Raw genomic sequence first — 24,371 nt, 5'->3', positions numbered from 1 at the left:
CTTTTTTCATCTTTACTATCAAATTTCGACTTTTTCTGATTTTCACACTTTTTTGCAATTTTAGAGTGTCAAAATATATTTTAACAAAATGCGTATTTAATGGTAAAAAAAAATAGCTATAAAAATAAAAAATTATCACCTACTCCTAACTCGTCCAACCTCTTTTCACTTAGTACAAAATCTTATGTCAAACTACATATAACAACAGTGTTTGTATGGAAAAAGTGGCATTTTAAAGTATGCTGGATTACCTTTTTATACAGGTGGTGGGTTGTGTGTTCGTAGATTTTTTATGTATGGAGCAAGCATATTGTATATATCTGTTTGGGGGTAATCTATTAAAACAAGTCAACAGCCTAACTGGAGGAGAATATGAAGTTGTAAAGGGGAAAATCAACATCCATCTTTACTGTCATTTTTTATTCGATTTTACGCATTTCAAAAGCAGTTACAGTTATATCTTTTAAATAATGGATTAAGCTTATCCTTTTATTTCTGATATTTTTTAATGAAGCCATATGTCTTCCACGTAAAACAGAATATATTTGTATTGCATATTTACGCATTTGTTAAAAAAATATTTCTCAGTACTTCTTATTTCCGATGTCGCTTATGAATGGTATAAGGATAAAGCCATTAAGCACCACCATCTTTTCGGTTATGGAGTAACAAGCTAAGGGGCAACACCATCATATTATATTTGCTAACTCTCAATGTTACTGCAGATTTTGGCACTTGAGGCAGTTTATGAGGGGCATTTTTAGTTCTTTCTTTACTGTTTTTATCTATTCGGCTTTCCCATTTGCAATATGCAAGGGGAAATGTGGTTAATTAATTGAATATAAACAGATTTTAAATGAGACAAATTTAGAATATCGAATTATCAGTCATCATAAAAATGATAAAATTATGATTGTAAATCAATATATTATATTTTTATGATGAAGGATGTTTGACAGTAAAATTTGAATTTATTTTTTATTTTGAGTGCTCTGTCTAAAAATGCAGGATAGGGCTTCCGTTCTTCCCTTGTTGGTTAGTCATGGATGGATAGAACGGAGCAAAAGCTTAGCTGTTTTGTACTGCTTTTAAGTCTGAAAGTTTATGTTTTTAGGGTGAAAAATCAATCCTGTTGTTTTTTTGAAATTGTTGCAAACAATTCTATTGTGATAAATAGCGAGATTTTATTTTGGGTGTTATGTTTAAAATGCAAACTCCCGCTCTATATTTTCGCTGGTTTGTTGTGGTGGTGGGATAGAACGGGAGATTGAGTGGGTCGTTTTGTATTTGCTTTAGGTTTGAAAGCCAACATTTTGAAGTTGAGAAATCAATCCTGCTGCAAAAGTAAAACGAGAAATATTGAGATCATTTTCAATAAGGGCACTAATGCGGTTTGTAATATTATGAATATTATTTTCTTCTGTTTGTTTCCAAGTGTCAAAAGGATCTTTTTTCTTGCCATAATTTTTGAGGATTTTCATAACGATTTGCCGTAAGCTTTCGGAAACATTTTCTTTGGCTTGGCTTAGAGCCATACTATCATAATAATCTAAGATGGGAATTGTTCGACGAGCTTCATTAATGCGGTTTATACGAATGATTTGTGCAAGCGAGAAATAAATCTCTGCAGTTTTAATAAGATCACTGTTGCTTTGTTTTGCAATCAAAGAAATATCACAGATTATTGGTGCTGCTTCCAAGAGAGCCAATTGTTTTGCTAATGCTTTTGGTGCTCCTTCTTCACTGTAGTGTAGTGCTTTTTCTTCAATCTTTTGATTAATATCGTTGTTGGGAGAATGCATAAGCTCTTTTTCAATAATACTACGGGCTTGCTTTATTGTTTTTACAATTTCTTCTAGTGGACGTGAGAGATCCATGTTGTGCAAACCCCAATTGGTCGTTTCAAAGAGCATTGGGGTCATTGCTGCATAGAATTTGTTTTGTACAAGACCAGGTATTTTATTATCAAGCTTATCAATTTGATCAGATAATTGAGGAATTTCAAAACCATCACGGATGGCAATAAAAACGCGAATAATATTTTCAACCTTTTGTTGTGTTTCATCGTGTAGCCGATTAACAAAAGTGGGGCCTCCACGATTTACAATGTCATTGGCAATCAGTGTTGCGATAATATTACGACGCAATTGATGGTTAATCACTTCCTTCTTAAAATTTTCTTGAATTTGGGTTGGAAAATAGTTCAGCAAGGCTGTATTGAAATAGTGATCATCAACAATAGGGCTATTAGCAATTTCTTCTTTTAAGGTCAATTTAGCATAGGCAAAAATAACGGCGAGTTCTGGACGGAGAAGACCTTTGCCTTGGGTTGTTCTTTGTCGTAAAATTTGCTCATCAGGGAGTATTTCAACTCTGCGATCTAGAAGTTTTTTTTGTTCCAAATCGTGCATAAAGCGTATTTGATAGGGCAAATCAGTAGTGCTTTGGTTTTCCGCCAAAGAAAGAGCAAGGGGTTGTAGATAATTGTTACGCAAGACGAGTTGCTCGACTTGAGGCGTCATTTTTTTCAAGAGCTTATTGCGATCTTCGCGGGTTAACGTTTTGGCACGTAGTGCTGATGCAAGAACAATTTTGAGATTGACCTCAATATCAGAACAATTCACACCAGCAGAATTGTCAATGGCATCCGTATTGCATCGACCACCATTTGAGACATATTCAATCCGTCCACGTTGTGTAACACCAAGATTAGCTCCTTCACCAATAATTTTTGCACGCACTTGTTCTCCGGTAATGCGTATTGCATCATTTGCGCGATCACCTACTTGGGCATCGTTTTCTGTTGCAGCACGGATATAAGTACCAATACCGCCGAACCATAAAAGATCAACCGGGGCTTTGAGAAGAGCAGAGATAATTTCAAAGGGTGTTCCTGTTTGTTTTTCAAAACCAATGGCTTGTGCTGCTTCAGGTGAGAGAGTAATGGTTTTTTCTTTTCGTGAGAAGATACCACCGCCCTTTGATAATTTGCTTTTATCGTAATCTTGCCAACTTGAGCGAGGAAGTTTAAAAAGGCGCGTACGCTCTGCGTAGCTTTCGTCTATGTTTGGATCTGGATCAATAAAGATATCGCGGTGATCAAAAGCGGCAATCAATTTTGTTTGTTTGGAAAGCAGCATTCCATTACCAAAGACATCACCAGACATATCGCCAACACCGACACAGGTGAAGGGCGTTGTTTGAATATCATGATTAAATGATTCTCTAAAATGTCTTTTGACGGCTTCCCATGCGCCTTTAGCTGTAATACCAATGTCTTTGTGGTCGTAACCTGCTGAGCCTCCAGAGGCAAAAGCATCATCAAGCCAAAAGTGGTTTGCTTGGCTGATGGCGTTGGCTGTATCAGAAAAAGTTGCTGTTCCTTTGTCTGCTGCTACAACAAAATAGGGGTCAGGGTCATCATGACAGATGATATTGTGGGGCGCACTTATTTTGCCATTAACCAGATTGTCTGTGATGGAGAGCAAAGCAGTGATAAAGTCTGTATAAGCTTGACGTGCTGCTTCTATGATAACAGCACGGTCATTTGTTTGGGGAAGCCGATGGGGATAGAATCCACCTTTTGCACCTGCAGGAACGATAACTGCATTTTTAACTTGTTGGGCTTTGACTAAGCTCAGCACTTCGGTACGATAATCTAATGCACGATCAGACCAACGAATTCCGCCACGGGCAATAGGTCCAAAACGCAAATGGACTCCTTCAACTTCCGGTCCATAAACAAAAATTTCTCGGTAAGGGCGCGGTTCAGGCAAACCTTCAATCTGGCGCGGATTTAATTTGGTGGCTAAAATACGCCGTGGACTTCCATCAGGAAGAGGCGTAAAGGCATTTGTTCGTAAACTCGCCTCTATAAGGTTACAATAACGGCGTAAAATGAGATCATCATCTAAACCAGAGACTTTCCGTAATTTTTCTTCAATGCGCTTTTGAATGACTTGTTGGTTTTTTTCCCGTTCTTTTTCTGTATGGCTTTGATGAAATTTTAAATGAAATAAAGCATAAAGATCTTGGGTGATGTCAGGATAAGCATTTAAAGTTTGGGCAACGCGATCTTGCGAATAAGGAATTCCAGCTTGTTGGAGATAGCGCCCATAATGGCGCAAAATAACAATTTCATGCCAATCAAGCTCAGCTGTTTGGGTGAGAGCATTAAAGCCGTCATTATCAGCATTTTGTGCCCAAATGGCTTCAAAGGTTTCGGCGTGTTTTTGACCGTCTTTTTCAAAATCGATACAGCGTTGGAAAGTACTTTCTAGCTGCATATCATGAAGATACACAGAGCGCCCATTGCCATCTGGTAATTCAAGAGTTTGTTCAGCAATAACGCGAAACCCCATATTTTCAAGGAGTGGTACACGTTTGGAAAGGGCAAGTGCTTCATGGCGGTGAAAAAGCCGAAGAGAAATGCACTGTTTTTCTTTGTTTTGTGCATGATAAAAGATCACGAAAAGGGGCTTTTCATCATGAAGACTTAGAATATGTCCGGCATCGTTAATAGCGTCTTCAGCTGAAAATAAATCACGATAGCTGTTGGGGAATTCACTAGCTAGACGTGTTTGTTGCTCTGTTATTTTCTTGTTAAGAGCGATGGCTTGAACCCTATCTTCCCAACTTCGTGCAATCGAACGTACATGTTGTTCAAGTGTGGAGCGCTCAATAAGGGGAACAGTTTCGTTTCCTTTACGATGGATGATATAATAGACACGTATAAGAGTGCTTTCCAAAAATAGCGGATAAGATTCAAAAAAGTCACCTTTATAGAGCTCAACAAAATGTTCGCCAACTTTTTCACGCAGGCTGCTGCTATATTGATCACGCGGTACGTAGACAAGGATAGAAACAAAGCGCCCAAAAGAATCAGTATGGGCAAGAACCCGTAAACGTGGGCGCTCATCTAATTGTAGAATAAGTTTAGTGTTTTCTGTCAATGTATCAACATCAGAGCGAAACATTTCATCTCTTGGATAGGTTTCTAAAGCACTGATGAGTGCTTTTCCTGAATAATCGGCGTGATTGTGTCCAAGACGTTGAATAATAGTTCGGGCTTTTTCTTTTAAGAAAGGAATTTGCAAAATAGAACGTGTATAAGCTGAGGAGGTAAAAAGCCCTACAATGCGTAATTCTCCACAGAGTTGGTTTTCTTTATCAAATATTTTAAGACCAATATAATCCAGCCAAACAGAACGGTGAATTTTGGAGCGGCTGTTCGCTTTTGTCACGATAAATAGATTATCGCTTTCCATGAAGGATAAAACTTCTTGAGGAGGCTCTTTCATGCTTTTATCGTCAACAATATGAATAGAAGCATCCGTGAGTATACCAAGTTCAATATTACTCGCTGTAAAGGATTTTAGGGGGTTTTGGTCTTTGATGAAGTTGTAAGTGCGCATACCAAGGAAAATGAAATTATCGTCCATTAGCCAGTGAAGAAATTCAATGGCTTTTTCGCCTTCTTGTTTGTAGTGCGGGGGAAGACTTATTTGGTAGGCATGAATATGTTTTTCAACTTCTTCAAGCATAGGTTTCCAGTCTTGTACAGCAGCATTAACCTGTTCAAGAACTAAGGTGAGTTCATTTTCAAGTTTCTGCGTCTGCTGTTTATTGAGTGACTCGATGTGAATTTGCATCAGACTGATGCGTTTTCCAGAAGCACTATCAAGAATGGGGTGTGCAATCAAATAAATATGGTTTTTGTGTTGATTGAAGACATTTAAAATAGAATCGAGAAGGAAGGGTTTGTTATCATTGACAAGCGTGATAACGGTTATAGGCTTGTTATTACGGGTCAAGTTTTGTTCAAAGAAGATGGTATTTTTTCCCGTCTGATGGAGATTAAAAGCTTTTACCGCGATAGCAGTGGCCTTTTGAAGTTCTTCACTTTCGTAATAAGCAATATCTTCTTCATCGGTTTGAGCAAAAAGGATTTGTTCTATTTTATCTTGGGTGTTTTTTATTTCTGTTTTTTTTTGTTGCAACACATTCACTCTCCCTTTTTGCTCTTAGGGGCCTTTTCTTCTCTTTGTTAAAAGCAGACCATTATATTTTTACATACTGTAACACCTTCTTCCTAAAGAAAATAGCTCTTTATTTGGAAAGAATGAGTTTGTTTTTGCTATTTTTTAGTAATATTTTGTACTTTAAAGAAATATTTTTCTTCAAGGAAAAGGCATTTTTAGTATTTTTGTATGTTAATAGTTTGTTTTTTAAAATATACAAAATGAAAGTAAAAAAAGAAGCAAAAGTAAAAAAAGAATGGCGCATTTACCAGAAAGACTTTTAAGTGGTTACCAAAACTTTATAAACAATCATTTTTTATATAAAATAGCAGATTATCAGCAATTGGTGATTGAGGGGCAAAAACCTGAAGTTTTGGTCATTGCTTGTTGTGATTCGCGTGCAGTACCAGAAATGATTTTTGATGCTAAGCCAGGGGAAATTTTCACCCTGCGCAACGTGGCGAATGTGGTTCCTCCTTTTTCTCCTGATGACCAATATCACGCAACATCAGCAGCTCTTGAATATGCTGTGCAATTGCTTGAGGTGAGACATATTGTCGTTTTTGGTCATGCCCATTGTGGAGGTATTCGTACTGCTCTTAATGAGACATATAAATCTTTATTATCAAATGATTTTATCGGTCAATGGATCAGTCTTTTAGCACCAGCCGCAGAAATTGTTTTGAATAATAAGTCGCTGTCGTGGCCAGAAAAACAGACGGCATTAGAGCAGCTTTCTATTCGTCATTCGTTGAGAAATTTAGAGACGTTTCCATGGATAAAGCTTCGCAAAGATCAAGGTTTTTTGACATTGCATGGGGTTTGGTTTGATATCTCTAGCGGAAAATTATGGAGCATGGAACAGGAAACAGGTTGTTTTATGCGTGTTGAAGTTGAAAGTTTTGAAGTATAGTATTTGTTGTTTTTATTTCTTCGTATAAAAAGACATTTTATGATAAAACTTGACAAAGCTGGGGTTTTATTGTTTGAAGGAGCAAGCTTTCAGTGACAAAATTAACTTGGAGCCACCGACTGAGACCCCGGTTTAAGGGTATAAAGAGATCTCAGAGGTCAACATCCGACGGCGCGATGCGTTCTCGGATGCTATTTTGGTTTGTTTGTTATGCAACAATGAGGTAAATGATGTTTGAATCCTTGCAAGAGCGACTTGGTTCTATCCTGTCTCATTTGACGGGACGTGGCGCTTTATCGGATCAGGATGTTGTAGAGGCGCTGCGTGAAATTCGTCGCGCTTTATTGGAAGCTGATGTTGCTCTTGATGTTGTGCGCTCTTTTACCGATAGAGTTCGGGAAAAAGCTGTTGGGGCCCAAATCGTTAAATCAATTAAACCAGGCCAAATGGTGGTTAAAATTGTTCATGATGAATTGGTTCATATTCTTGGAAATGAAAGTGTTCTGAGTGATTTAAATGCACCAGCTCCTGTTGTTATCATGATGACTGGTTTGCAAGGTTCGGGAAAAACAACCACAACAGCAAAGCTTGCAAAACGTTTTACTGATAAGCACAATAAAAAAGTTCTCATGGCGTCATTAGATACACGCCGTCCCGCTGCACAGGAGCAATTGCGCCAATTGGGAGAACAGGCAAAACTTGCAAGCTTGCCTATTATTGCGGGTCAGCTGCCAGTTGATATTGCATTACGTGCTGTGCAAGCTGCTAAATTGGGTGGTTATGACGTGCTTATTCTTGACACAGCAGGACGTAATCATATTGATGAAGCTTTGATGCTCGAATTGGCTGAAATTAAAGCATGTTCCCTTCCTCATGAGATTATGTTGGTGGCTGATAGTTTGACGGGGCAAGATGCTGTTCATCTTGCTCGTTCTTTTGATGAGCGTGTAGGGATTACGGGGATTATTTTAACACGGATGGATAGTGATGGGCGTGGTGGCGCTGCTCTTTCTATGCGTGCTGTTACAGGTAAACCAATTAAAGCAATTGGAACTGGTGAAAAAATAGATGCTTTAGAAGAATTTCATCCCAGTCGTATTGCTGATCGTATTCTCGGAATGGGGGATATTGTTTCTTTGGTTGAAAAAGCGGCAGAAACAATGGATCACGAGAAAGCTGCTGCTTTTGCAAAAAAAATGCAAGCCGGAAAATTTGATCTGAATGATCTTGCAGAACAGTTGCAGAAAATGAAAAAACTGGGTGGAATGGGCGGTATTATGGGCATGTTGCCGGGAATGGGGAAGGTCAAAGAGCAGATTGCGGCTGCGGGGTTTGATGATCGTTTGTTTGATCGTCAATTGGCCATTATTTCATCTATGACACCGAAAGAGCGGGCGAATCCAGAGCTTTTAAAACATAGCCGCAAACAACGAATTGCTAAGGGGTCTGGTACGACAGCGGCTGATATTAATAAACTTTTGAAGATGTATCGCCAAATGGCTGATATGATGAAAGCCATGGGTGGTAAAGGAAAAAGTGGTTTGATGGGAAAAATGTTGGGAGGCCTTGGTTCCAAAATGGGTTTTGGAGGCAAGGGGAATTTGAGTGGAGATTCTCCAGTTATACCTGATTTATCGGGAATGGATTTGAAGCAATTCTCAACGCTTCAAAAGCAGATTGAAAATAATGATGGAGGGAAGATTTTGCCTGGACTTCCCAAGCGTGGGCCTATATTTCCTGGTCTTTCCAATAGCATTGCCGATAGGGGAAAATTTCCTCAGCATCCTAAGAAAAAATAAGATGTAAAGAGGGAAAGGAATATGATGCAGGAAACAGTATTAAACGAATTGGCACATTTACGAGCATCTATTGATAATTTTGATGCAACTTTGATTCATATCTTAGCAGAGCGTTTTCGTTGTACGAAAGCTGTTGGGCGCTTAAAAGCGCGTTATGATTTGCCTAAAGTAGATCCTTTACGGGAGAAACATCAAGTAGCGCGTTTGCGGCAATTGGCTATAGATAGTCATCTTGATCCTGATTTTGCTGAAAGATTTTTAAAATTTATTATTAAAGAAGTTGTGAGTCATCATGAAGTGATTGCTGAAGAGCAAAAAACAAAAAAAGTCAATTTAAACGAAAGCCAGAGCTGACAATAGGAGATAAAATATGGCATTGAAAATTCGTTTGTCCCGTGGAGGTTCAAAAAAACGTCCTTATTATCATATCGTCGTTGCAGATGTTCGTAGTCCGCGCGATGGGCGGTTTCTTGAACGTGTTGGTGCATGGGATCCAATGTTGCCTAAAGATGGACCGAGGGTGAAACTTAATGAAGAACGTATCCAATATTGGCTTGGGCAAGGGGCTCAACCAACAGATCGCGTTTTACGGTTTTTAGATGCAGCTGGCTTGAAAAAGCGTCCAACTCGTAATAATCCACATAAAGGTGAACCGGGTAAAAAAGCACAAGAACGTATAGCAGCAGCAAAGCAAGCGGCAGAAGAAGCAGAGGCAGCGGCTGAAGCAGAATCTGCTACAGCATAAGAAGCATGATTGTTTAATCAACGTGTTTTTAAAAGCTTTAGAAAAATAAATATTATCCGTTTTTGTCTATCAAAAACGGATTTTCTTTAAAAAGCTGCTTGTTTAAATCCGCACTGGTTTTTTTAATCAATGGTTTTAAAAATCAATGGCGCGGCCTTTAATTTCCCAGTCTCCATAGCGGGAAGGGTCCTTGCCACCGCGTCCGCCGTTTTCTAGAGGTTGTTCTTTTTTTGTTGCGCGTTTTCGTCTTTCTTCAGCTTCTTTAAGGGCGCGTTGTGCTGCGGGAGAAAGAGATTGCTGTTTAATGACAGTTGCATTTTTTTTGCTTGTTTTCTCATCTTTTTTATTCATTTTACACCTATTCCATTGAAGAAGCAGAAAGAAAACACCATCATATAGTATTGATTGACTTTTATCATGGAGTTTTTTGAGTAATGAATATAATGCGTACAGCTATGCTTTTGGCTTTTTTAACTGCTCTCTTTATGGGAGTTGGTTATCTTGTTGGAGGGGGTGGTGGCATGGTCATTGCTCTTTTGATGGCAAGTGGTTTAAACTTTTTTTCTTATTGGAATTCAGATAAAATCGTTTTACGCATGTACGGGGCGCGTGAAGTTGATCAGCATTCTGCGCCGGTTTACTATAAAATTGTAAGTGATTTAGCGCAAAGAGCTTCTCTTCCTCAACCAAAAGTTTATGTTATTGAGAATCCACAGCCAAACGCTTTTGCAACGGGACGTAATCCGCAAAATGCAGCTGTTGCTGCAAGTACTGGATTGTTAAAGCGGTTGAGTTCGGAGGAAATTGCCGGCGTTATGGCGCATGAGCTCGCACATATTGAGCATCGTGATACATTAACAATGACTCTAACCGCAACGATTGCAGGAGCCATTTCAATGCTTGGTAATTTTGCTTTCTTTATGGGAGGACCGCGCAACTCTTCAGAAGATTCTCATGGCGCTGGGGCAATTGGAGGATTTATTGCCTTGCTCGTGGCTCCTTTTGCAGCGATGCTGGTGCAAATGGCGATTAGCCGTACACGGGAATATGCTGCGGATCGGAGAGGGGCTGAAATATGTGGTAATCCTTTATGGTTGGCTTCCGCATTGCGTAAGATTGCTGATGGGGGACGTGGGGTATATAATGAAGAAGCAGAGCATAATCCAGCAACCGCGCATCTGTTTATTATTAATCCTTTGAGCGGTGAGGGAGCCGATAGTCTTTTTTCGACACATCCAGCAACTGCAAATCGTATTGCTGCTCTTTATCGGCAAGCAGAAGAGATGAAAGGGGCTCTTGCCAAAAGTGTGGGCTGGAATAAAGAAGACGCTATACATGAAAAAAGCAGCGGGATGAACTATGGAGATTTTCATAGTGGTCAGGCTCATGCATTAGATGAGCAAGAAAACATTTCTTTTCAGCGTGTTACAAAACGTCCTTCTTGGCTTCGTTATGAAAATTCAAAAAGATCTCGTTGATAGAGTTATTGAGGGAGTTTTTAAGGAAGCAGTAATATAAAGGTGGTGTTTTGAAACACAAAAAAGCGGGGCATGTGTCTGAAAAAAATGTTCCAGGATTAGCTGTTCGGCAGGTGTGTGTGCGCCTTTTAGGGGCGGTGGTTGATAAGTGTACGCCTCTTTCTGGTTTGACGGATAATGAACACGGACATCCACACTATTTAAAACTTTCACAACGAGATCGTTTGTTGTGTCGGGCTATTTTGATAGCTTCATTACGTCATCGAGGGCAGATTATAGCGGCTTTCTCACGCTTTTTGGCACGTCCTTTGCCTTCACAAGCACTTTCACTTCAGCATCTTTTGCATATCAGTGTCGCACAAATTCTTTATCTTGATATTCCTGATCATGCGGCTATTGATTTAGCTGTACGTGTGGCAAAACTTGATCCTCGTATGCATCGTTTTTCAGGAGTTGTGAATGCTCTTTTGCGCAATGTTGCGCGTGAGGCAGAGCTTTTACGCCAACAAGTTCCTACCATTGAAGGTGTTCCAGCGTGGTTTGGACAGCTTTTAGTGTCAGCTTATGGAACAGAAAAGGCACATCAGATTATAGCAATTCAAAGTATGGAACCCCCTCTCGATTTGACAGTGAAATCTGATAGCGTTGGATGGGCTGAAAGACTTGGCGGTGTTGCGTTGCCCAATGGTTCTGTTCGATTGAATCGTTTGGAGTGTTCTGTTTCTGATTTACCTGGCTATCGTGAAGGGTCTTGGTGGGTTCAAGATTTTGCTGCAGCCTTGCCTGCTTGTTTATTTGGGAGTATTCGGGGTAAACGCGTTGCTGATCTTTGTGCGAGCCCTGGGGGAAAAACAGCACAATTGGCTTTGCAGGAGGCAGAGGTGACTGCAATTGAGCTTTCTGCTAACCGCGTCAAGCGTTTAAAAGAAAATATGGAACGGCTTCATTTTTCAGCTCACATTTGGCAGGGCGATGTGAAAAACTTCCATCCCACACAGCTTTTTGATGCAGTTCTTCTTGATGCCCCTTGTTCTTCTACAGGAACAATCCGTCGTCATCCAGATATTTTATGGACGAAATCGAGAGATGATATCGTCAAGTTAGCGGCGTTGCAATATGATTTGCTTGTCGCAGCAATTTCTTTGGTAAAGGAAGGGGGACGTATTGTTTTTTCCAATTGTTCATTGGCAAGAGAAGAAGGTGAAGATCTTATTGAGAAAATTTTATCGATACGCAATGACATTGTTTTAGACCCTATTTATCCAGAGGAAATGGGAGCATTGGAACATTTGCTTTGTGGGGGGATGTTACGGACAACGCCTGCGGATTTTTGTCATAAAAATTTTGATGCTGAGAAAACCGTATTTTTAGGAATGGATGGTTTTTTTGCTGCGCGCTTACGAAAAATTGCTTAATTAACGCTTCATTTACAAAAATGGTCGAAATTGTATTTGATTCAGCATAAATGGAGATGAAATTTTGGCGGTTGCGGTAAAAGCTACTCAGGTAAAAGTGGCAGACTGTATCGATACGATACAGAATGTTATGCGGCGTTTATGGGCTGGACCATTGTTTCGTTGGCGGTTTTCAGGGTTTCGTCCTCATAAAATTTTAGCGCATCCCATGGATTTGCATGTAGCTGATCCAATGATGGCGCATGAATTTTATCATGGTCGTTTTGCTTTTGCTGGTCACATTGTTCATTCTGGTGCTGTTTCGCCGTTTTCATTGGTTCCACCAACGCTAGAATGGGAAGCGGCTCTACATGATTTTCATTGGTTGCGCCATATGGAGGTAGCAGAAAGTAATTTAGCTTCTGCACATGCACGCTCTCTTTTAGAAGATTGGTTTGATCATACTGGCAAGAAGGTAAAAGGGCTTGCTTGGAGTGGTCCTGTTGTGGCGCGGCGCTTGATTTCATGGATTTGTCATTCGAAAATGTTGTTAGAAGGCGCAAGTGAGCGGTTTGAAAAACGCTTTTTACGTGCACTTGGTTTGCAATTTCGTTATTTGCGCGTGACAATTTGTAGTATGGAGCACAATGATCAACGTTTACAAGCAGCAATGGCTTTGACATTCGCCTCTCTTGCTTTGCCTGTTTCTGTGGCAGTGAAAAAAAAGGTACAAACGACGCTTATAGAGGAGCTTTCCCGTCAAATCCTAGTTGATGGTGGGCATATTTCCCGTAGTCCTGTTATTTTGCTGAATTTGTTATCGGATTTATTGTCGTTACGGCATCTTTTTATGCGTAGCAATGAAACGGCACCTCGTATTTTGATTGATTCTGTTGAGCGTATGTTGCCAGCTTTACGATTCTTTATCCATGAGGATCAAACGTTGGCCCATTTTAATGGGGTTGGTCCCCTTGTGTCGGAACGTTTATCATCACTTTTGGAGCTTGATGAAACAGGAGGGAATCCTTTTAGTTATGCCCGTTATTCAGGATTTCAGCGCTTAAAAGCCAATCAAACAACAGTGCTTGCAGATACAGGAAAGTTTCCACCCCGCTCTGTAGCACAGCAGGCTTGTTCGGGATGTTTGTCTTTTGAAATGTCTTCACAAGGGCACCGTTTTATTATCAATACCGGTATTAATCCTGATGGGAGGGAAGATTATCGACATTTAGGGCGTGTTACTGCAGCACATTCAACAGCTACGCTTAATGATTGTTCAGTGGGTGCTTTTTATTATAAAAATAAAAATGGCGCGCCATTTTTGTTTGATGGACCAACAGATGTTCAAGTATGCCGTATAGAGGATTCAGAGAAGACGGGTTTTATTGCGAGTCATAATGGTTATGTGAGACCCTTTAATCTTATTCATGAGCGTGGTCTTATTTTGGCGACAAATGGAGATACGATCGAAGGTTTTGATCGCTTTTTTATGCCAAATAAAGGGGGAAAGAGACACAAGAGTGTGCAAAATGAACAAAATCATGTTGCTGTTCGGTTTCATCTTCATCCACAAGTTGAAGTTAACTACGATGGCAAACGTGTGTGTTTAGCCGTAAAGAACGAGAACGTGAAGAGCGAACAAGTATGGTATTTTATATCGCCTGACGCAGATATTTGTCTTGAAGATTCGATTGATTTTGCAGAATTAACAGGTCCACAACGGACACAACAGATTGTTTTATATTTTCGTCCTGCATTTCAGGAAAAAGTTCGTTGGCGTTTTATCCGTAAAGCGTTTGATAAAAAATTAGAACATTGTTCCAACCCATAGTATATTGCGTTTTATCTTGTGTGTCGCAAAACATTATTGTTTATTGTAGTAATATTCTCAAAATTTGAAGATCATATCAATTTTATACACGAAGCATTTTTTTGGAGTATGGGTTGGATGTTTTTAGGCAAGGTTTGCTCATAGAGTTTCATGAGGTGATGCTAAAAGGGATTGGCTTCAGAAAAAAAGATTTTTGAAAGACCATTGTTGACAGATGAGTACTAGTTAAGGATTTTGATCCTTTAAAGATATGGAGAGAAAATTAAGCCGTTGCTTATCTTCAATAAGTTCTTAAGTGTGCTGTTGGGATCAATATTTCTCTCTGAGAGAGTTGCATTAATAGGATTACGCTCTTCACGAAAAACAGAGCGCTATTGTATTGTATGTTCACGGACTTATTTTAAAGAAAAATCCCTTAACGCTTCCAAGCCTATTTTGCGACGATGCCCGTGATAGGTATAACGGTAAATCCATTAAGCACCCCCATCTTTACGCTTATGAAGGAGCAGCTCAGCACTATCACACTATTGATCAGTGTCCAATGTTTGTAACAAGCTCTTGGCACTAGAGATGGTTCATAAGAGGCATTTTTAGCCTTCTCTTAAGAGCTTTTATCCATACAGCTCCCCCCGCTTGTAACGTGCAGGCGAATGGTTTTGGTTGATTCAACATACATAAATTTGAAATGGAAGAATCTTACGGTGTTCGGGGTTCTCATTTAATATGAATAACGCTAAATTATTATTATAAATCAAAAGTTGTATATCACAGAAGCACCGAAAATTCGAGAAATGATACACAGCAATGGCCAAGAAAAACAACTCTTCTGCTCTTTGTTACTATACTAAAAATGAAGTCATAATAACAAACCACAAAATGCATACTTTTTCATAGCAAAGCATTCTCTCAAATATCTCAAACAACTTTCATAAAGATTTACGCGAATAACGTCGTGCAATTGAATCAATATCACCTCGACAAATTCCAAGATCGCTGAGTTCATATGTTGAAAGACGACTTAACGCATTAACGGTTCGACGATAACGGCGCCAATTACTATAAAAACGTAGAATATTCATATCCTCTACTCAAACTTTTCATTACACTCTTTAGTTTAAGAATAGAGTATATTACTAAAAAGAGTTGTGTTATAATATCATAGCAGGTATGCATCTACATACAAGATAATATCCCTTTAACATTTTCCTCATGCGAAAGGGTAACCATTAAAAATATCAACAAGAACATCTTATCCCTAACCAATGGCTAAATTATGTGCATTTTCTGCGGTGATAAACTTCTTCACGTGTAGATTCTTTGGATTGAATAACTGCTTCCATTTCAACAGTTATCAATAGTCATACGATAATTATGAAAAAGTCCTTGAAACCTTTGTTTCATACGAAAAGAAAAGCAGCAAAATTATTAATGGCGGAAGTGACGTGTTCCTGTAAAAACCATCGCTAACCCCTGTGCATCAGCAGCGGCGATAACTTCTTCATCACGCATGGAGCCTCCTGGTTGAATAACTGCTGTTGCCCCTGCTTCAGCTGCTGCTAATAAACCATCTGCAAAAGGAAAAAATGCATCTGATGCAACAACAGATCCTTTTGTGAGAGTTTCTGTTAAGCTTGCTCTTTGCGCACTTTCTGCTGCTTTACTTGCAGCAATTTTGGCTGAATCGATGCGGCTCATTTGTCCAGCTCCAATTCCAACTGTTGCACTATTTTTCGCGTACACAATAGCATTCGATTTAACGTGCTTTGCTACACGAAAAGCAAATTGAAGATCACGCATTTCATCTTGAGTTGGGGTCCGCTTTGTCACTACTTGCAATTTAAGATCATCGACTACCACGTTATCACGTGATTGCACTAAAATGCCTCCCGCTAATGTTTTAGCAAGAAGTCCTCCACAACGTGGATCAGGAACTCCACCTGTAATAAGCAAACGAAGATTTTTTTTCTTGGCAATAATTTCACGTGCCGCCATTGTGGCATCAGGAGCAATAATCACTTCTGTAAAAATTTTAACAATCTCTTCAGCACATTCTTCATCAAGGGGCTGATTTAAAGCAACAATTCCACCAAATGCCGATACATTATCACACATAAGAGCTTTCAAATAAGCTTCTTTCAAATTTTCTCCTTCCGCAACACCACAAGGATTGGCATGTTTAATAAGAGCGACAGCAGCGGTTTTTTGCGGATCAAACTCTGCCACAAGTTCAAAGGCTGCATCTGTATCATTCAGGTTGTTATAAGAGAGCGCTTTGCCTTGTAAAAGTTTTGCTGTTGCAATACCAAAACGTTTTTCATTATTGCGATAAAATGCTGCCTGTTGATGTGGATTTTCTCCATAGCGCATAACACTTTCAAGATGACCAGAAAAACTCTGCCACGATGGAGTTTCAATTTCTAAATCCCGTGCAAACCACGATGCTATTGCCGTATCATAAGCAGCGGTGTGTGCATAAGCGCGCATTGCTAGCTGATGACGCATAGATAAGCTTAAACATCCATTATGCTGCTTTAATTCAGCTAGAATCGAATCATAGTCGTTTATCGCTGTTACAACACCGGTATAAGCATAATTTTTTGCCGCTGCGCGAATCATTGCCGGTCCGCCGATATCAATATTTTCAAGAATTGTTTGATTGTCGGCGCCGGATTGGGCTGTCTCTTCAAAAGGATAAAGATTCACAACTAAAAGATCAATTCCATGAATGTTGTTCTTTTCCATAGCATCTTTATGGCTAGGGTCTTCTCTTACCCCTAACAAAGCACCATGAATCAAAGGGTGGAGTGTTTTAACACGCCCATCCATTATTTCAGGAAATCCGGTAACTTCAGCAACATCTTTTACGGGTAAACCAGCCGCTATGAGGGTTTTGGCTGTTCCTCCTGTTGAAATCAATTCAACATTGTAAGTAGCGTTAAGAGCTTGTGCAAAAGCAACCACACCCGTTTTATCAGACACAGAAAAGAGAACACGACGAACCTGATGAAGATCAGGTATGGGAAAATTTTTGGCAACAACACCCATAACAGCAGCCTTAAAAATGAAAGAGTTAAAATTCTAGTAAAACAAGCTTATACGTTTATAGCATAAGCCTTTAGCAAAATACATTGAAAGGATAAACTGTCTTTTTAGAATATAGGATGACTCACCTTTTTCTATTATTCTGTAAAAACCTCTCATTTGAGGTGTGATGATAGGTATAAAAGTCTCATTGAGACATTAAATGTTTTTTTGTTGCTTATAACTCAACATCTCACCTTCATAGCAGTTTTGAAACAAAAATGCATCCGTATGTTCTCTGCTATATTAGCCTTTATACTAGATGAAGGCGAAAGTATTGCATATATCAATTGGAGTAATCTCTGAAATGGGAAATAATCTAATGAAGCAAGAATATAAAATTATAAAGGCAAAAATGGGTGACTATCTTTCCTATTATTTTTAAATTTGACTTTATGTTTTTCAAAAGCGTTATGACAATTCTTTTTAAGAGTGTGGCGTAAATCTTTTGTGGATGGTATAAAGTTCATTGTATGCCTATGATCTTTAATTTAACAAAGGCGCAAGTTGGTAGCTTTTATTCTCTTTATCAGTTTTCAAGATTCTAAAAATTTTTGTTACTTGAGATGGAAGAGGTATTTTTTTAGTTTTTTTGCCGTAGCAGAAAAAGAAAACCTCCTAACACACCAGCAGCTAAAATAAACCACGTGATTGCATAAACGAGATGATTATTTCGAAAATGGATAATCGTAAGACCAGCAATGGGAAGGTTTGCTTGTGGGGTTGTTTTTTTTCCGGCATCAATGAAATAAGGGGCAACAGTGGACAAACCAAGTTTTTGTGCCATAGCGGGGAGATCGCGCGTATACCATAAATTTTTGTCAGGATTATTTTTGCGTGGAAAAAATCCATTTTTTTCACTCATGCGTAATAAACCTATGATCGTTGTTTGTTCTGTGTCCGTGGTAGAATGTTGCTGAGATGAGGCATTTGTATCCAATTGCTCTGAGTTTTGAAAATTGTTACGTTCATCCATGGGGATAAAACCACGGTTGATAAAGGTCAATGCATTGTCATTAGTGGTTTGTAAAGGAGTCAAAACCCAATATCCCGTAGTATTTTGAGCGGTAGCCGTGACCAAAATATTTTTATCTGTTAAAAATTTTCCCGTGATAACAACAGGTTGATATTCATATTTTTCAAAAGTAACATCTGCCCATTGATTTTTGGGGGGGGCTTTTATGGGGGGCAAATGAATGCGCTGATTGGTACTGGTGATAAGATTTGTTTTCCAGTTTAACCGTTGTACTTGCCATATACCTAATGCACTGAAGAGAAGAAAAAAACAAATACATAAAGTTCCAAACAAAAAAGAAGAAAAACGGTTAGGATTTTCTTGAAGCTTTGTCATGGGGGACTCTTGTTTACTCATGATTTATATTTCCTTTCAGGACAATAAGCTTTCATTCTAACATGGTGTGACTTAAAAAAAACATTTTGTACGCCTTATTGCAGAAAAAGATGAAAAATGCTCCCATAAGAGATGAAAAAGGTTTTATAAAAGACTTGACCTTTTGTTGTCGACCCCCTATTAGAAAGAAACTTCCCAATGATGCCCGTTCGAGGTAGTGTTGTGCGTGCTTTACGTTAATTCTATCCTTTGGGTATAGGGATTTGAAAGTTTCTTAGAGTTTTAAGGGTGAAGTTTATGTCTCGTGCATGTGAATTGACAGGGAAGACGGTTCTGTATGGTAATAATGTTAGCCATGCAAATAATAAGACTCGGCGTCGTTTTTTACCAAATCTTTGCAATGTGACATTGATTTCAGAAGTGTTACAGCAAAGTTATCGTTTGCGCATTTCTGCAAGTGCGTTGCGTTCTGTTGAGCACCGTGGTGGTCTTGATGTTTTTTTAATAAAAGCAGACGATAAAGAGTTATCGCAACGTGCGCGTTTATTAAAGCGCCAAATCATTAAGAAGAAATCTGAGCAAGAAGGTGAGAAAAAAGCTGAGCAAGCAGCGTAATTTTTAGCGTCATTGTTTCCGGCTTTTTTCTTTTTGATCGCTCTACTTTATTTGGTTCCATACCCCAGGTTAAAAAAAATGTCTTCAAGCGGTCCTTTATTAGAACAGCAAAAGAAAAGGTATATTGTTTTTTCTATTTTAGCAATGTGCCTTGCTGTCACTGCTTCTAATATTTTTGTTCAATATCCTGTCTACTGGTTTGATTTGAATGAGCTGTTGACTTATGGGGCTTTTACCTATCCATTTGCTTTTCTGATTAATGATTTGACCAATCGTTTTTATGGTCCATCTGCTGCGCGGCGTGTGGTTTATGCTGGTTTTTTTGCGGGTGTCTTTGTTTCTTGGGTATTGGCGACCCCACGGCTTGCAATTGCCTCTAGTCTGGCTTTTTTATTTGGGCAACTCCTTGATATTATTGTTTTTACTCCGTTGCGACGTAAAACATGGTGGAAAGCGCCTTTAGCAGCAGCATTGGTTGGTTCGGCTTTGGATACAGTGCTGTTTTTTTCTCTTGCTTTTTCTAGCTTTTTTGCCGTTCTTGATAGGATAACAGGCTATGCTGATAGTTCTCTGGTGGAGAGTACTGTTTTGGGAGGGATAGGCATGCCAGTTTGGCTCTCACTTGCTTTTGGTGATTTTTCGGTAAAAATTGTTATGAGTCTGTTTATGTTGATTCCTTATGGGACAATTCTTAACATTATAAAGCTTCCTCTTTATCGAGGGCATTCAAAGGATGCTTCCTCTTTTGTTTGTAACAAATAATAGTCTTTGTCTTTTTGTTTTCCTGAAGCCAAAAAAATTGTACGCTATGTTTAGTATGGCACGTTATTTATAATGATACTTTATCATTTACCAACTTAAGTAAGAACTCTAACACAAAACACTTTTCTTCTTTCAAAATTCTCTTGTGAGGAAGAAATAGAGTCATTTGTTTGTATCTCACAAGAAGGCAATGTGAATAAAATTGTTTGAGAAGTGGCTAAATATACTTTTTACGAGCGGTTTAAGGTGAAAAAGATTATAACTTATTTTCATTAATAGATTAAAATGATAATTATGTTTTTCATTTGAGTGAAAAAGTCCAATATCATAAACTTTTACGCCTTTTAAATACTCTTATTATTGAGTGAATAAAAATTATTTATTTGTCTATGTTACAAGAGAAATTGGCGTGGAGACAACGCCATTTGAAAAGGAAATACTTCTTATGAAGAGCTTTAATGCAATAAAAGTGCAATATTAGACGCTGGAAGTATACTGATTGACCTTAAAATATTGGAAGCTTGAAAATAGGTTTCTGCTGTTGGCTTTTCGCTTGTAAAGCGTAAAGGATGATTCCGGATTCTACATTATGCTATATATGGGTACTGTCGTGAAATCGGCTTGGAAGCAAGGAAGAATGTAAGAGTGCGGATAAGATATATAATGGTGTGTGCTTTTTTCGTGAATGAAGCAATATTCTTTTTTTCGTGTTTTTTCTTATATTTTATGTGAGTAAAGGTTTTTGCTTTTATTAATGAGATGGGAGCTTATGTTGATCATTCACTCGTGGAGAGTACTGTTTTGGAATGGTTATGGAGTGTCAGTTTGGCTTGTCGTTTGCTTTTAGCAATTTTGCCGAAAAATCGCTATGAATCCATTTATGCTGATTCTTTTATAAAATAATTCTTAGTGTTTAAAACAGCCTCTTTGGATTATTCTTCTTGTCTGTATCATAAATACGAATTTTATCTTCTCGTTTTACTGAAGATGAAAGGTTAAGTATTATATTTTCTGTGAGAGCAACATTTTAGAGGCATGTTTAGTAGAGATATTGTTTTGTCTACGTGTCTTTCAATATCTAAAATATAGGGAAATAACACAAGATCGAGACAAAAATGGGTGATTATTCAGTCTTTTAATTTGAAAGGTACTCTAGGATACGGTCGTAAATGGAGAATTCCAAGTAAAACTTATCCGTTGCAATAAAACCGGAAAGTAAAAACAAACTCATTATAATTTTTGAAGATGGTTAGAGCATTTCTTTTAGAATTCATAATGCATCTAGTAAAGTAGAAGCCTTCCTTAAAGTTTGATATTCAATTTGTGGGATTATCTTCTCAGGTTTTTAGCCATCAAATTCCGATGGTTTAATGATAGAAATAATTTTTTAAAATGTAATCGTTGTTGATTCAAGGAAGGCTTATTTCTTATAACTATGAGGACTTTTATCACTAAAAAGTACTTCTAATTGTTTTGTTATCGCGTCGGCAAGTTCTTCAGCATTCATAATTGTTACAGCACGTTGATAATAACGTGTGACGTCATGACCAATTCCAATGGCAATGAGTTCGATGGGGGAATGGGTTTGGATTTCTTGAATCACTGCACGTAAATGTTTTTCTAGATAATTGCTGGAGTTGACCGATAGTGTCGAATCGTCAACAGGAGCACCATCAGAAATGACCATAAGAATGCGACGTTGTTCACGCCGTAATAAAAGGCGTTGATGCGCCCAAATCAAAGCTTCTCCATCAATATTTTCTTTTAATAATCCTTCTTGCATCATCAAACCTAAATTGCGTCGCGCTCGACGCCATGGGGTATCAGCACTCTTATAGATGATATGACATAAATCATTAAGACGTCCAGGATTATGGGGTTTGTTTTGGGTAAGCCATTTTTCACGTGACTTTCCTCCTTTCCAAGTTTTGGTGGTAAAACCTAAAATTTCAACTTTGACACCACAACGTTCAAGAGTTTGTGCCAAAATATCGGCACAGCTTGCAGCAACGCTAATAGGGCGTCCACGCATTGAACCAGAATTATCAATGAGGAGTGAAACAACCGTGTCTCGAAATTGGGTATTACTTTCCATTTTAAAAGAAAGGGGTTGTGTTGGATCAATAATAAGGCGTGGAAGTCGTGCTGTATCAAGATATCCTTCTTCAAGGTCAAATTTCCAGTTGCGATTTTGTTGCGCCATCAAGCGGCGCTGGAGACGGTTTGCTAAACGTCCAACGATGTTTTGGAGATGATTGATTTGCTTATCAAGAGAACGGCGTAAGTGATCTAACTCGTTTTCAGAACAAAAATCTGTTGCTTCCAAAATTTCATCAAATTGACGGGTGAAGATTTTATAATTGCCAAGTCTTTGCATTTGTTCCGAATCGGAAAAAAGGTGTTTGGGTTTGTGCGGCTTTTCTTGCCAAGGTCCATTTTTTTGCTCGCCGTCAGCTTGATCATTGTTGTTTGATTGTGTCGCTTGTGTTTTTCCGTCGTCTTGCACATCACTTTCTTGTTCAGTGCTGGTTTGTTCTTCACTTTGAGCGTGTTTTTTGTTTTCGCTTTCTTCTTCTGCTTGATCTTGAGCTTCATTCGCGTTTTTTAATTTTTTATTGTTTTCATTGGCAGAAGCTTCACCCTGTTGTACTGTCATTTTGAGTGTAACAAGCATTTGGCGAACGATTTGTGCAAAAGCCTGTTGGTTGTAAATATGATGTGTAAGTTCATTAAGCTCTGCTGCGGCTTTTTGTTCGAGTTCTTGACGCCACAATTCTAAAACAGGGCCTGCTTCTTTTGGGGCAGGGCGCTTTGTTACTTTTTCACGCAATAAAAGTGCAATCGCTTCTTGGATAGGGGCCTCACTTTGGTTGCTAATCTTATGATAATGGGCTCTCTTGTATTTATCAGCGAGCATGACATCAAGGTTCTTTGCAAGCCCCTCCATGGTTAACGTGCCAATTGCTTCAACACGTGTTTGTTCGAGAGCATCAAAGACAGCACGTGCTTCTGATTCTAGTGGAGCAAATTGCATGTGAATGCGGTTGTCATGCCATGCTTTGCGCAGAGCCATGGAATCACCTAATCCGCGGGTAATGGTGATGTCTTTATTCGTTGCGTATTGAGGTAATTCTGGTAAACGTGCACAACTTTCGCTCAAAGATGGTCGGTTATGACTAAAGGAAACTTCAAGGTTGTTTGTGCCTGCAATCGCACGCATACAGGTGGAAAGTGCTTTTTTAAAAGCTTCAGTATTAAGAGTGTTGTTGGAAGAATCTTTTGCTGGATTTTTGTTGTCACCAATATCGGTAGCCATGAGTGACAGATTCCTTAAGGCGAAACACCATGAATGAATGATTCGGGAAGCTCTTGTCCAAAGGCGCGTTGATAAAATTCTGCAACAGTGGCACGTTCGAGTTCATCACATTTATTGAGAAAGGTTAATCGGAAGGCAAAGCCGACATCTTGAAAAATTGTTGTATTTTCTGCCCAAGTAATGACAGTACGTGGACTCATGACAGTTGAAAGATCTCCATTGATAAAAGATTGGCGTACCATATCAGCAACATGAACCATTTGTGAAATTATCTTTTTTCCTTCAGTCGTTTGAAAGGATTTGACCTTTGAACAAATGATATTAACCTCTTTATCATGGGGTAAATAATTGAGTATCGTAACAATAGACCAGCGGTCCATTTGAGCTTGATTAATTTGTTGGGTACCATGATAAAGACCGGTTGTATCGCCAAGACCAATGGTATTTGCTGTTGCAAAAAGACGAAACGCTGGATGTGGAGAGATGACACGGCTTTGATCAAGTAAGCTTAGTTTTCCAGAAGTTTCAAGAACGCGTTGAATGACAAACATAACATCGGGACGCCCCGCATCATATTCGTCGAAAACAAGAGCAACATTATTTTGATAAGCCCAGGGCAAAATGCCCTCTTTAAATTCAGTGATTTGTAGGCCATCTTTTAAAACGATAGCGTCTTTTCCTACAAGATCGATACGACTTACATGACTATCGAGATTAATGCGAAGACAAGGCCAGTTAAGACGTGCAGCAACTTGTTCAATATGCGTTGATTTCCCTGTACCGTGATAGCCAGAAACCATTACACGGCGGTTAAAGGTAAAACCTGCGAGAATCGCTAAAGTTGTTTGCTGATCAAAAAGATAATCAGCATCGATATCAGGAACATGGGGACTTTTTGTGCTAAAAGCAGGGACTTTCAGATCTGTTTCAATATGAAATAGATCGCGAGCACAAAGTGTAATATCGGGCAAATTTTCAACGGTAAGATTTGTCATTATGTTTCTGGAAGGGAGAGGACGCTATTTATTCATTAGAAACGATACAAGAGTTAAAGTATTTATGCAAT

Annotated in this window: 17 protein-coding genes; 10 read left to right on the top strand and 7 right to left on the bottom strand. The window is 38.8% G+C overall.

The genetic code is table 11. The features are described from left to right. Positions 1 to 1,292 precede the first annotated feature (1,292 nt). Positions 1,293 to 6,002, bottom strand: coding sequence for an NAD-glutamate dehydrogenase (locus ACFIML_RS01750; protein WP_375687234.1), 4,710 nt, complete (start codon positions 6,000 to 6,002; stop codon positions 1,293 to 1,295). Positions 6,003 to 6,276: 274 nt separating this feature from the next. On the opposite strand from ACFIML_RS01750, the gene ACFIML_RS01745 reads away from it, so the two are divergent. The 4 genes from ACFIML_RS01745 (at position 6,277) to rpsP (ending at position 9,477) form a co-directional block, all read left to right on the top strand. Continuing rightward, on the top strand, positions 6,277 to 6,933 hold the full coding sequence (locus tag ACFIML_RS01745; protein WP_375606034.1) for a carbonic anhydrase: 657 nt from the start codon (positions 6,277 to 6,279) through the stop codon (positions 6,931 to 6,933). 230 nt (positions 6,934 to 7,163) lie between these two features. After that, complete coding sequence (gene ffh / locus ACFIML_RS01740) at positions 7,164 to 8,732, top strand: signal recognition particle protein (protein ID WP_375687321.1); 1,569 nt, start codon at positions 7,164 to 7,166, stop codon at positions 8,730 to 8,732. Positions 8,733 to 8,756: 24 nt separating this feature from the next. Beyond that, positions 8,757 to 9,086 carry a chorismate mutase gene (locus ACFIML_RS01735; protein ID WP_375606220.1) on the top strand — a complete coding sequence of 110 codons (330 nt, stop codon included), beginning with the start codon at positions 8,757 to 8,759 and terminating at the stop codon, positions 9,084 to 9,086. Between the two features lie 16 nt (positions 9,087 to 9,102). Next, on the top strand, positions 9,103 to 9,477 hold the full coding sequence (gene rpsP, locus ACFIML_RS01730; RefSeq protein ID WP_375606033.1) for a 30S ribosomal protein S16: 375 nt from the start codon (positions 9,103 to 9,105) through the stop codon (positions 9,475 to 9,477). Positions 9,478 to 9,612: 135 nt separating this feature from the next. Here the strand turns inward: rpsP and ACFIML_RS01725 are convergent, their stop codons facing one another. Then, on the bottom strand, positions 9,613 to 9,828 hold the full coding sequence (locus ACFIML_RS01725) for a DUF1674 domain-containing protein (protein WP_375606032.1): 216 nt from the start codon (positions 9,826 to 9,828) through the stop codon (positions 9,613 to 9,615). 83 nt (positions 9,829 to 9,911) lie between these two features. Here ACFIML_RS01725 and htpX point away from each other — a divergent pair, with 83 nt between their 5' ends. The 3 genes from htpX to ACFIML_RS01710 all read left to right on the top strand — a co-directional run bounded on the left by htpX (position 9,912) and on the right by ACFIML_RS01710 (position 14,180). Then, positions 9,912 to 10,955 carry a zinc metalloprotease HtpX gene (gene htpX / locus ACFIML_RS01720; protein ID WP_375606031.1) on the top strand — a complete coding sequence of 348 codons (1,044 nt, stop codon included), beginning with the start codon at positions 9,912 to 9,914 and terminating at the stop codon, positions 10,953 to 10,955. 50 nt (positions 10,956 to 11,005) lie between these two features. Next, positions 11,006 to 12,370 carry an RsmB/NOP family class I SAM-dependent RNA methyltransferase gene (locus ACFIML_RS01715; protein WP_375606030.1) on the top strand — a complete coding sequence of 455 codons (1,365 nt, stop codon included), beginning with the start codon at positions 11,006 to 11,008 and terminating at the stop codon, positions 12,368 to 12,370. A gap of 64 nt (positions 12,371 to 12,434) precedes the next feature. Further along, on the top strand, positions 12,435 to 14,180 hold the full coding sequence (locus tag ACFIML_RS01710) for a heparinase II/III family protein (protein ID WP_375687232.1): 1,746 nt from the start codon (positions 12,435 to 12,437) through the stop codon (positions 14,178 to 14,180). Between the two features lie 926 nt (positions 14,181 to 15,106). Here ACFIML_RS01710 and ACFIML_RS01705 read toward each other — a convergent pair. The 3 genes from ACFIML_RS01705 to ACFIML_RS01695 all read right to left on the bottom strand — a co-directional run bounded on the left by ACFIML_RS01705 (position 15,107) and on the right by ACFIML_RS01695 (position 18,633). Beyond that, positions 15,107 to 15,259 (bottom strand): DUF1127 domain-containing protein, encoded by a 153-nt coding sequence (locus ACFIML_RS01705; RefSeq protein WP_273790070.1) that lies wholly within the window; start codon positions 15,257 to 15,259, stop codon positions 15,107 to 15,109. 346 nt (positions 15,260 to 15,605) lie between these two features. Beyond that, on the bottom strand, positions 15,606 to 17,225 hold the full coding sequence (gene purH, locus ACFIML_RS01700; RefSeq protein ID WP_375687230.1) for a bifunctional phosphoribosylaminoimidazolecarboxamide formyltransferase/IMP cyclohydrolase: 1,620 nt from the start codon (positions 17,223 to 17,225) through the stop codon (positions 15,606 to 15,608). Between the two features lie 619 nt (positions 17,226 to 17,844). After that, positions 17,845 to 18,633, bottom strand: a complete 789-nt coding sequence (locus ACFIML_RS01695; RefSeq protein ID WP_375614365.1) for an SURF1 family protein — start codon at positions 18,631 to 18,633, stop codon at positions 17,845 to 17,847. Positions 18,634 to 18,909: 276 nt separating this feature from the next. Here ACFIML_RS01695 and rpmB point away from each other — a divergent pair, with 276 nt between their 5' ends. The 3 genes from rpmB (at position 18,910) to ACFIML_RS01680 (ending at position 20,892) form a co-directional block, all read left to right on the top strand. After that, on the top strand, positions 18,910 to 19,227 hold the full coding sequence (rpmB, locus tag ACFIML_RS01690; protein WP_375609042.1) for a 50S ribosomal protein L28: 318 nt from the start codon (positions 18,910 to 18,912) through the stop codon (positions 19,225 to 19,227). 78 nt (positions 19,228 to 19,305) lie between these two features. After that, positions 19,306 to 19,989: a VUT family protein gene (locus tag ACFIML_RS01685; RefSeq protein WP_375609043.1), complete on the top strand. Its 684-nt coding sequence runs from the start codon at positions 19,306 to 19,308 to the stop codon at positions 19,987 to 19,989. Positions 19,990 to 20,748: 759 nt separating this feature from the next. Beyond that, positions 20,749 to 20,892, top strand: coding sequence for a hypothetical protein (locus tag ACFIML_RS01680; protein WP_375606024.1), 144 nt, complete (start codon positions 20,749 to 20,751; stop codon positions 20,890 to 20,892). 517 nt (positions 20,893 to 21,409) lie between these two features. On the opposite strand, the gene cobT is transcribed toward ACFIML_RS01680, so the two are convergent. Together cobT and cobS are read right to left on the bottom strand one after the other, a co-directional pair. Further along, positions 21,410 to 23,305, bottom strand: coding sequence for a cobaltochelatase subunit CobT (gene cobT / locus ACFIML_RS01675; RefSeq protein WP_375686443.1), 1,896 nt, complete (start codon positions 23,303 to 23,305; stop codon positions 21,410 to 21,412). 14 nt (positions 23,306 to 23,319) lie between these two features. Continuing rightward, positions 23,320 to 24,300 (bottom strand): cobaltochelatase subunit CobS, encoded by a 981-nt coding sequence (gene cobS, locus ACFIML_RS01670; protein WP_375687228.1) that lies wholly within the window; start codon positions 24,298 to 24,300, stop codon positions 23,320 to 23,322. Positions 24,301 to 24,371: the final 71 nt, after the last annotated feature.

It is taken from the genome of Bartonella sp. AC62GZZY (assembly GCF_042196525.1).
Taxonomy (GTDB): domain Bacteria; phylum Pseudomonadota; class Alphaproteobacteria; order Rhizobiales; family Rhizobiaceae; genus Bartonella.
This window is presented reverse-complemented; position numbering and strand designations above follow the sequence as displayed.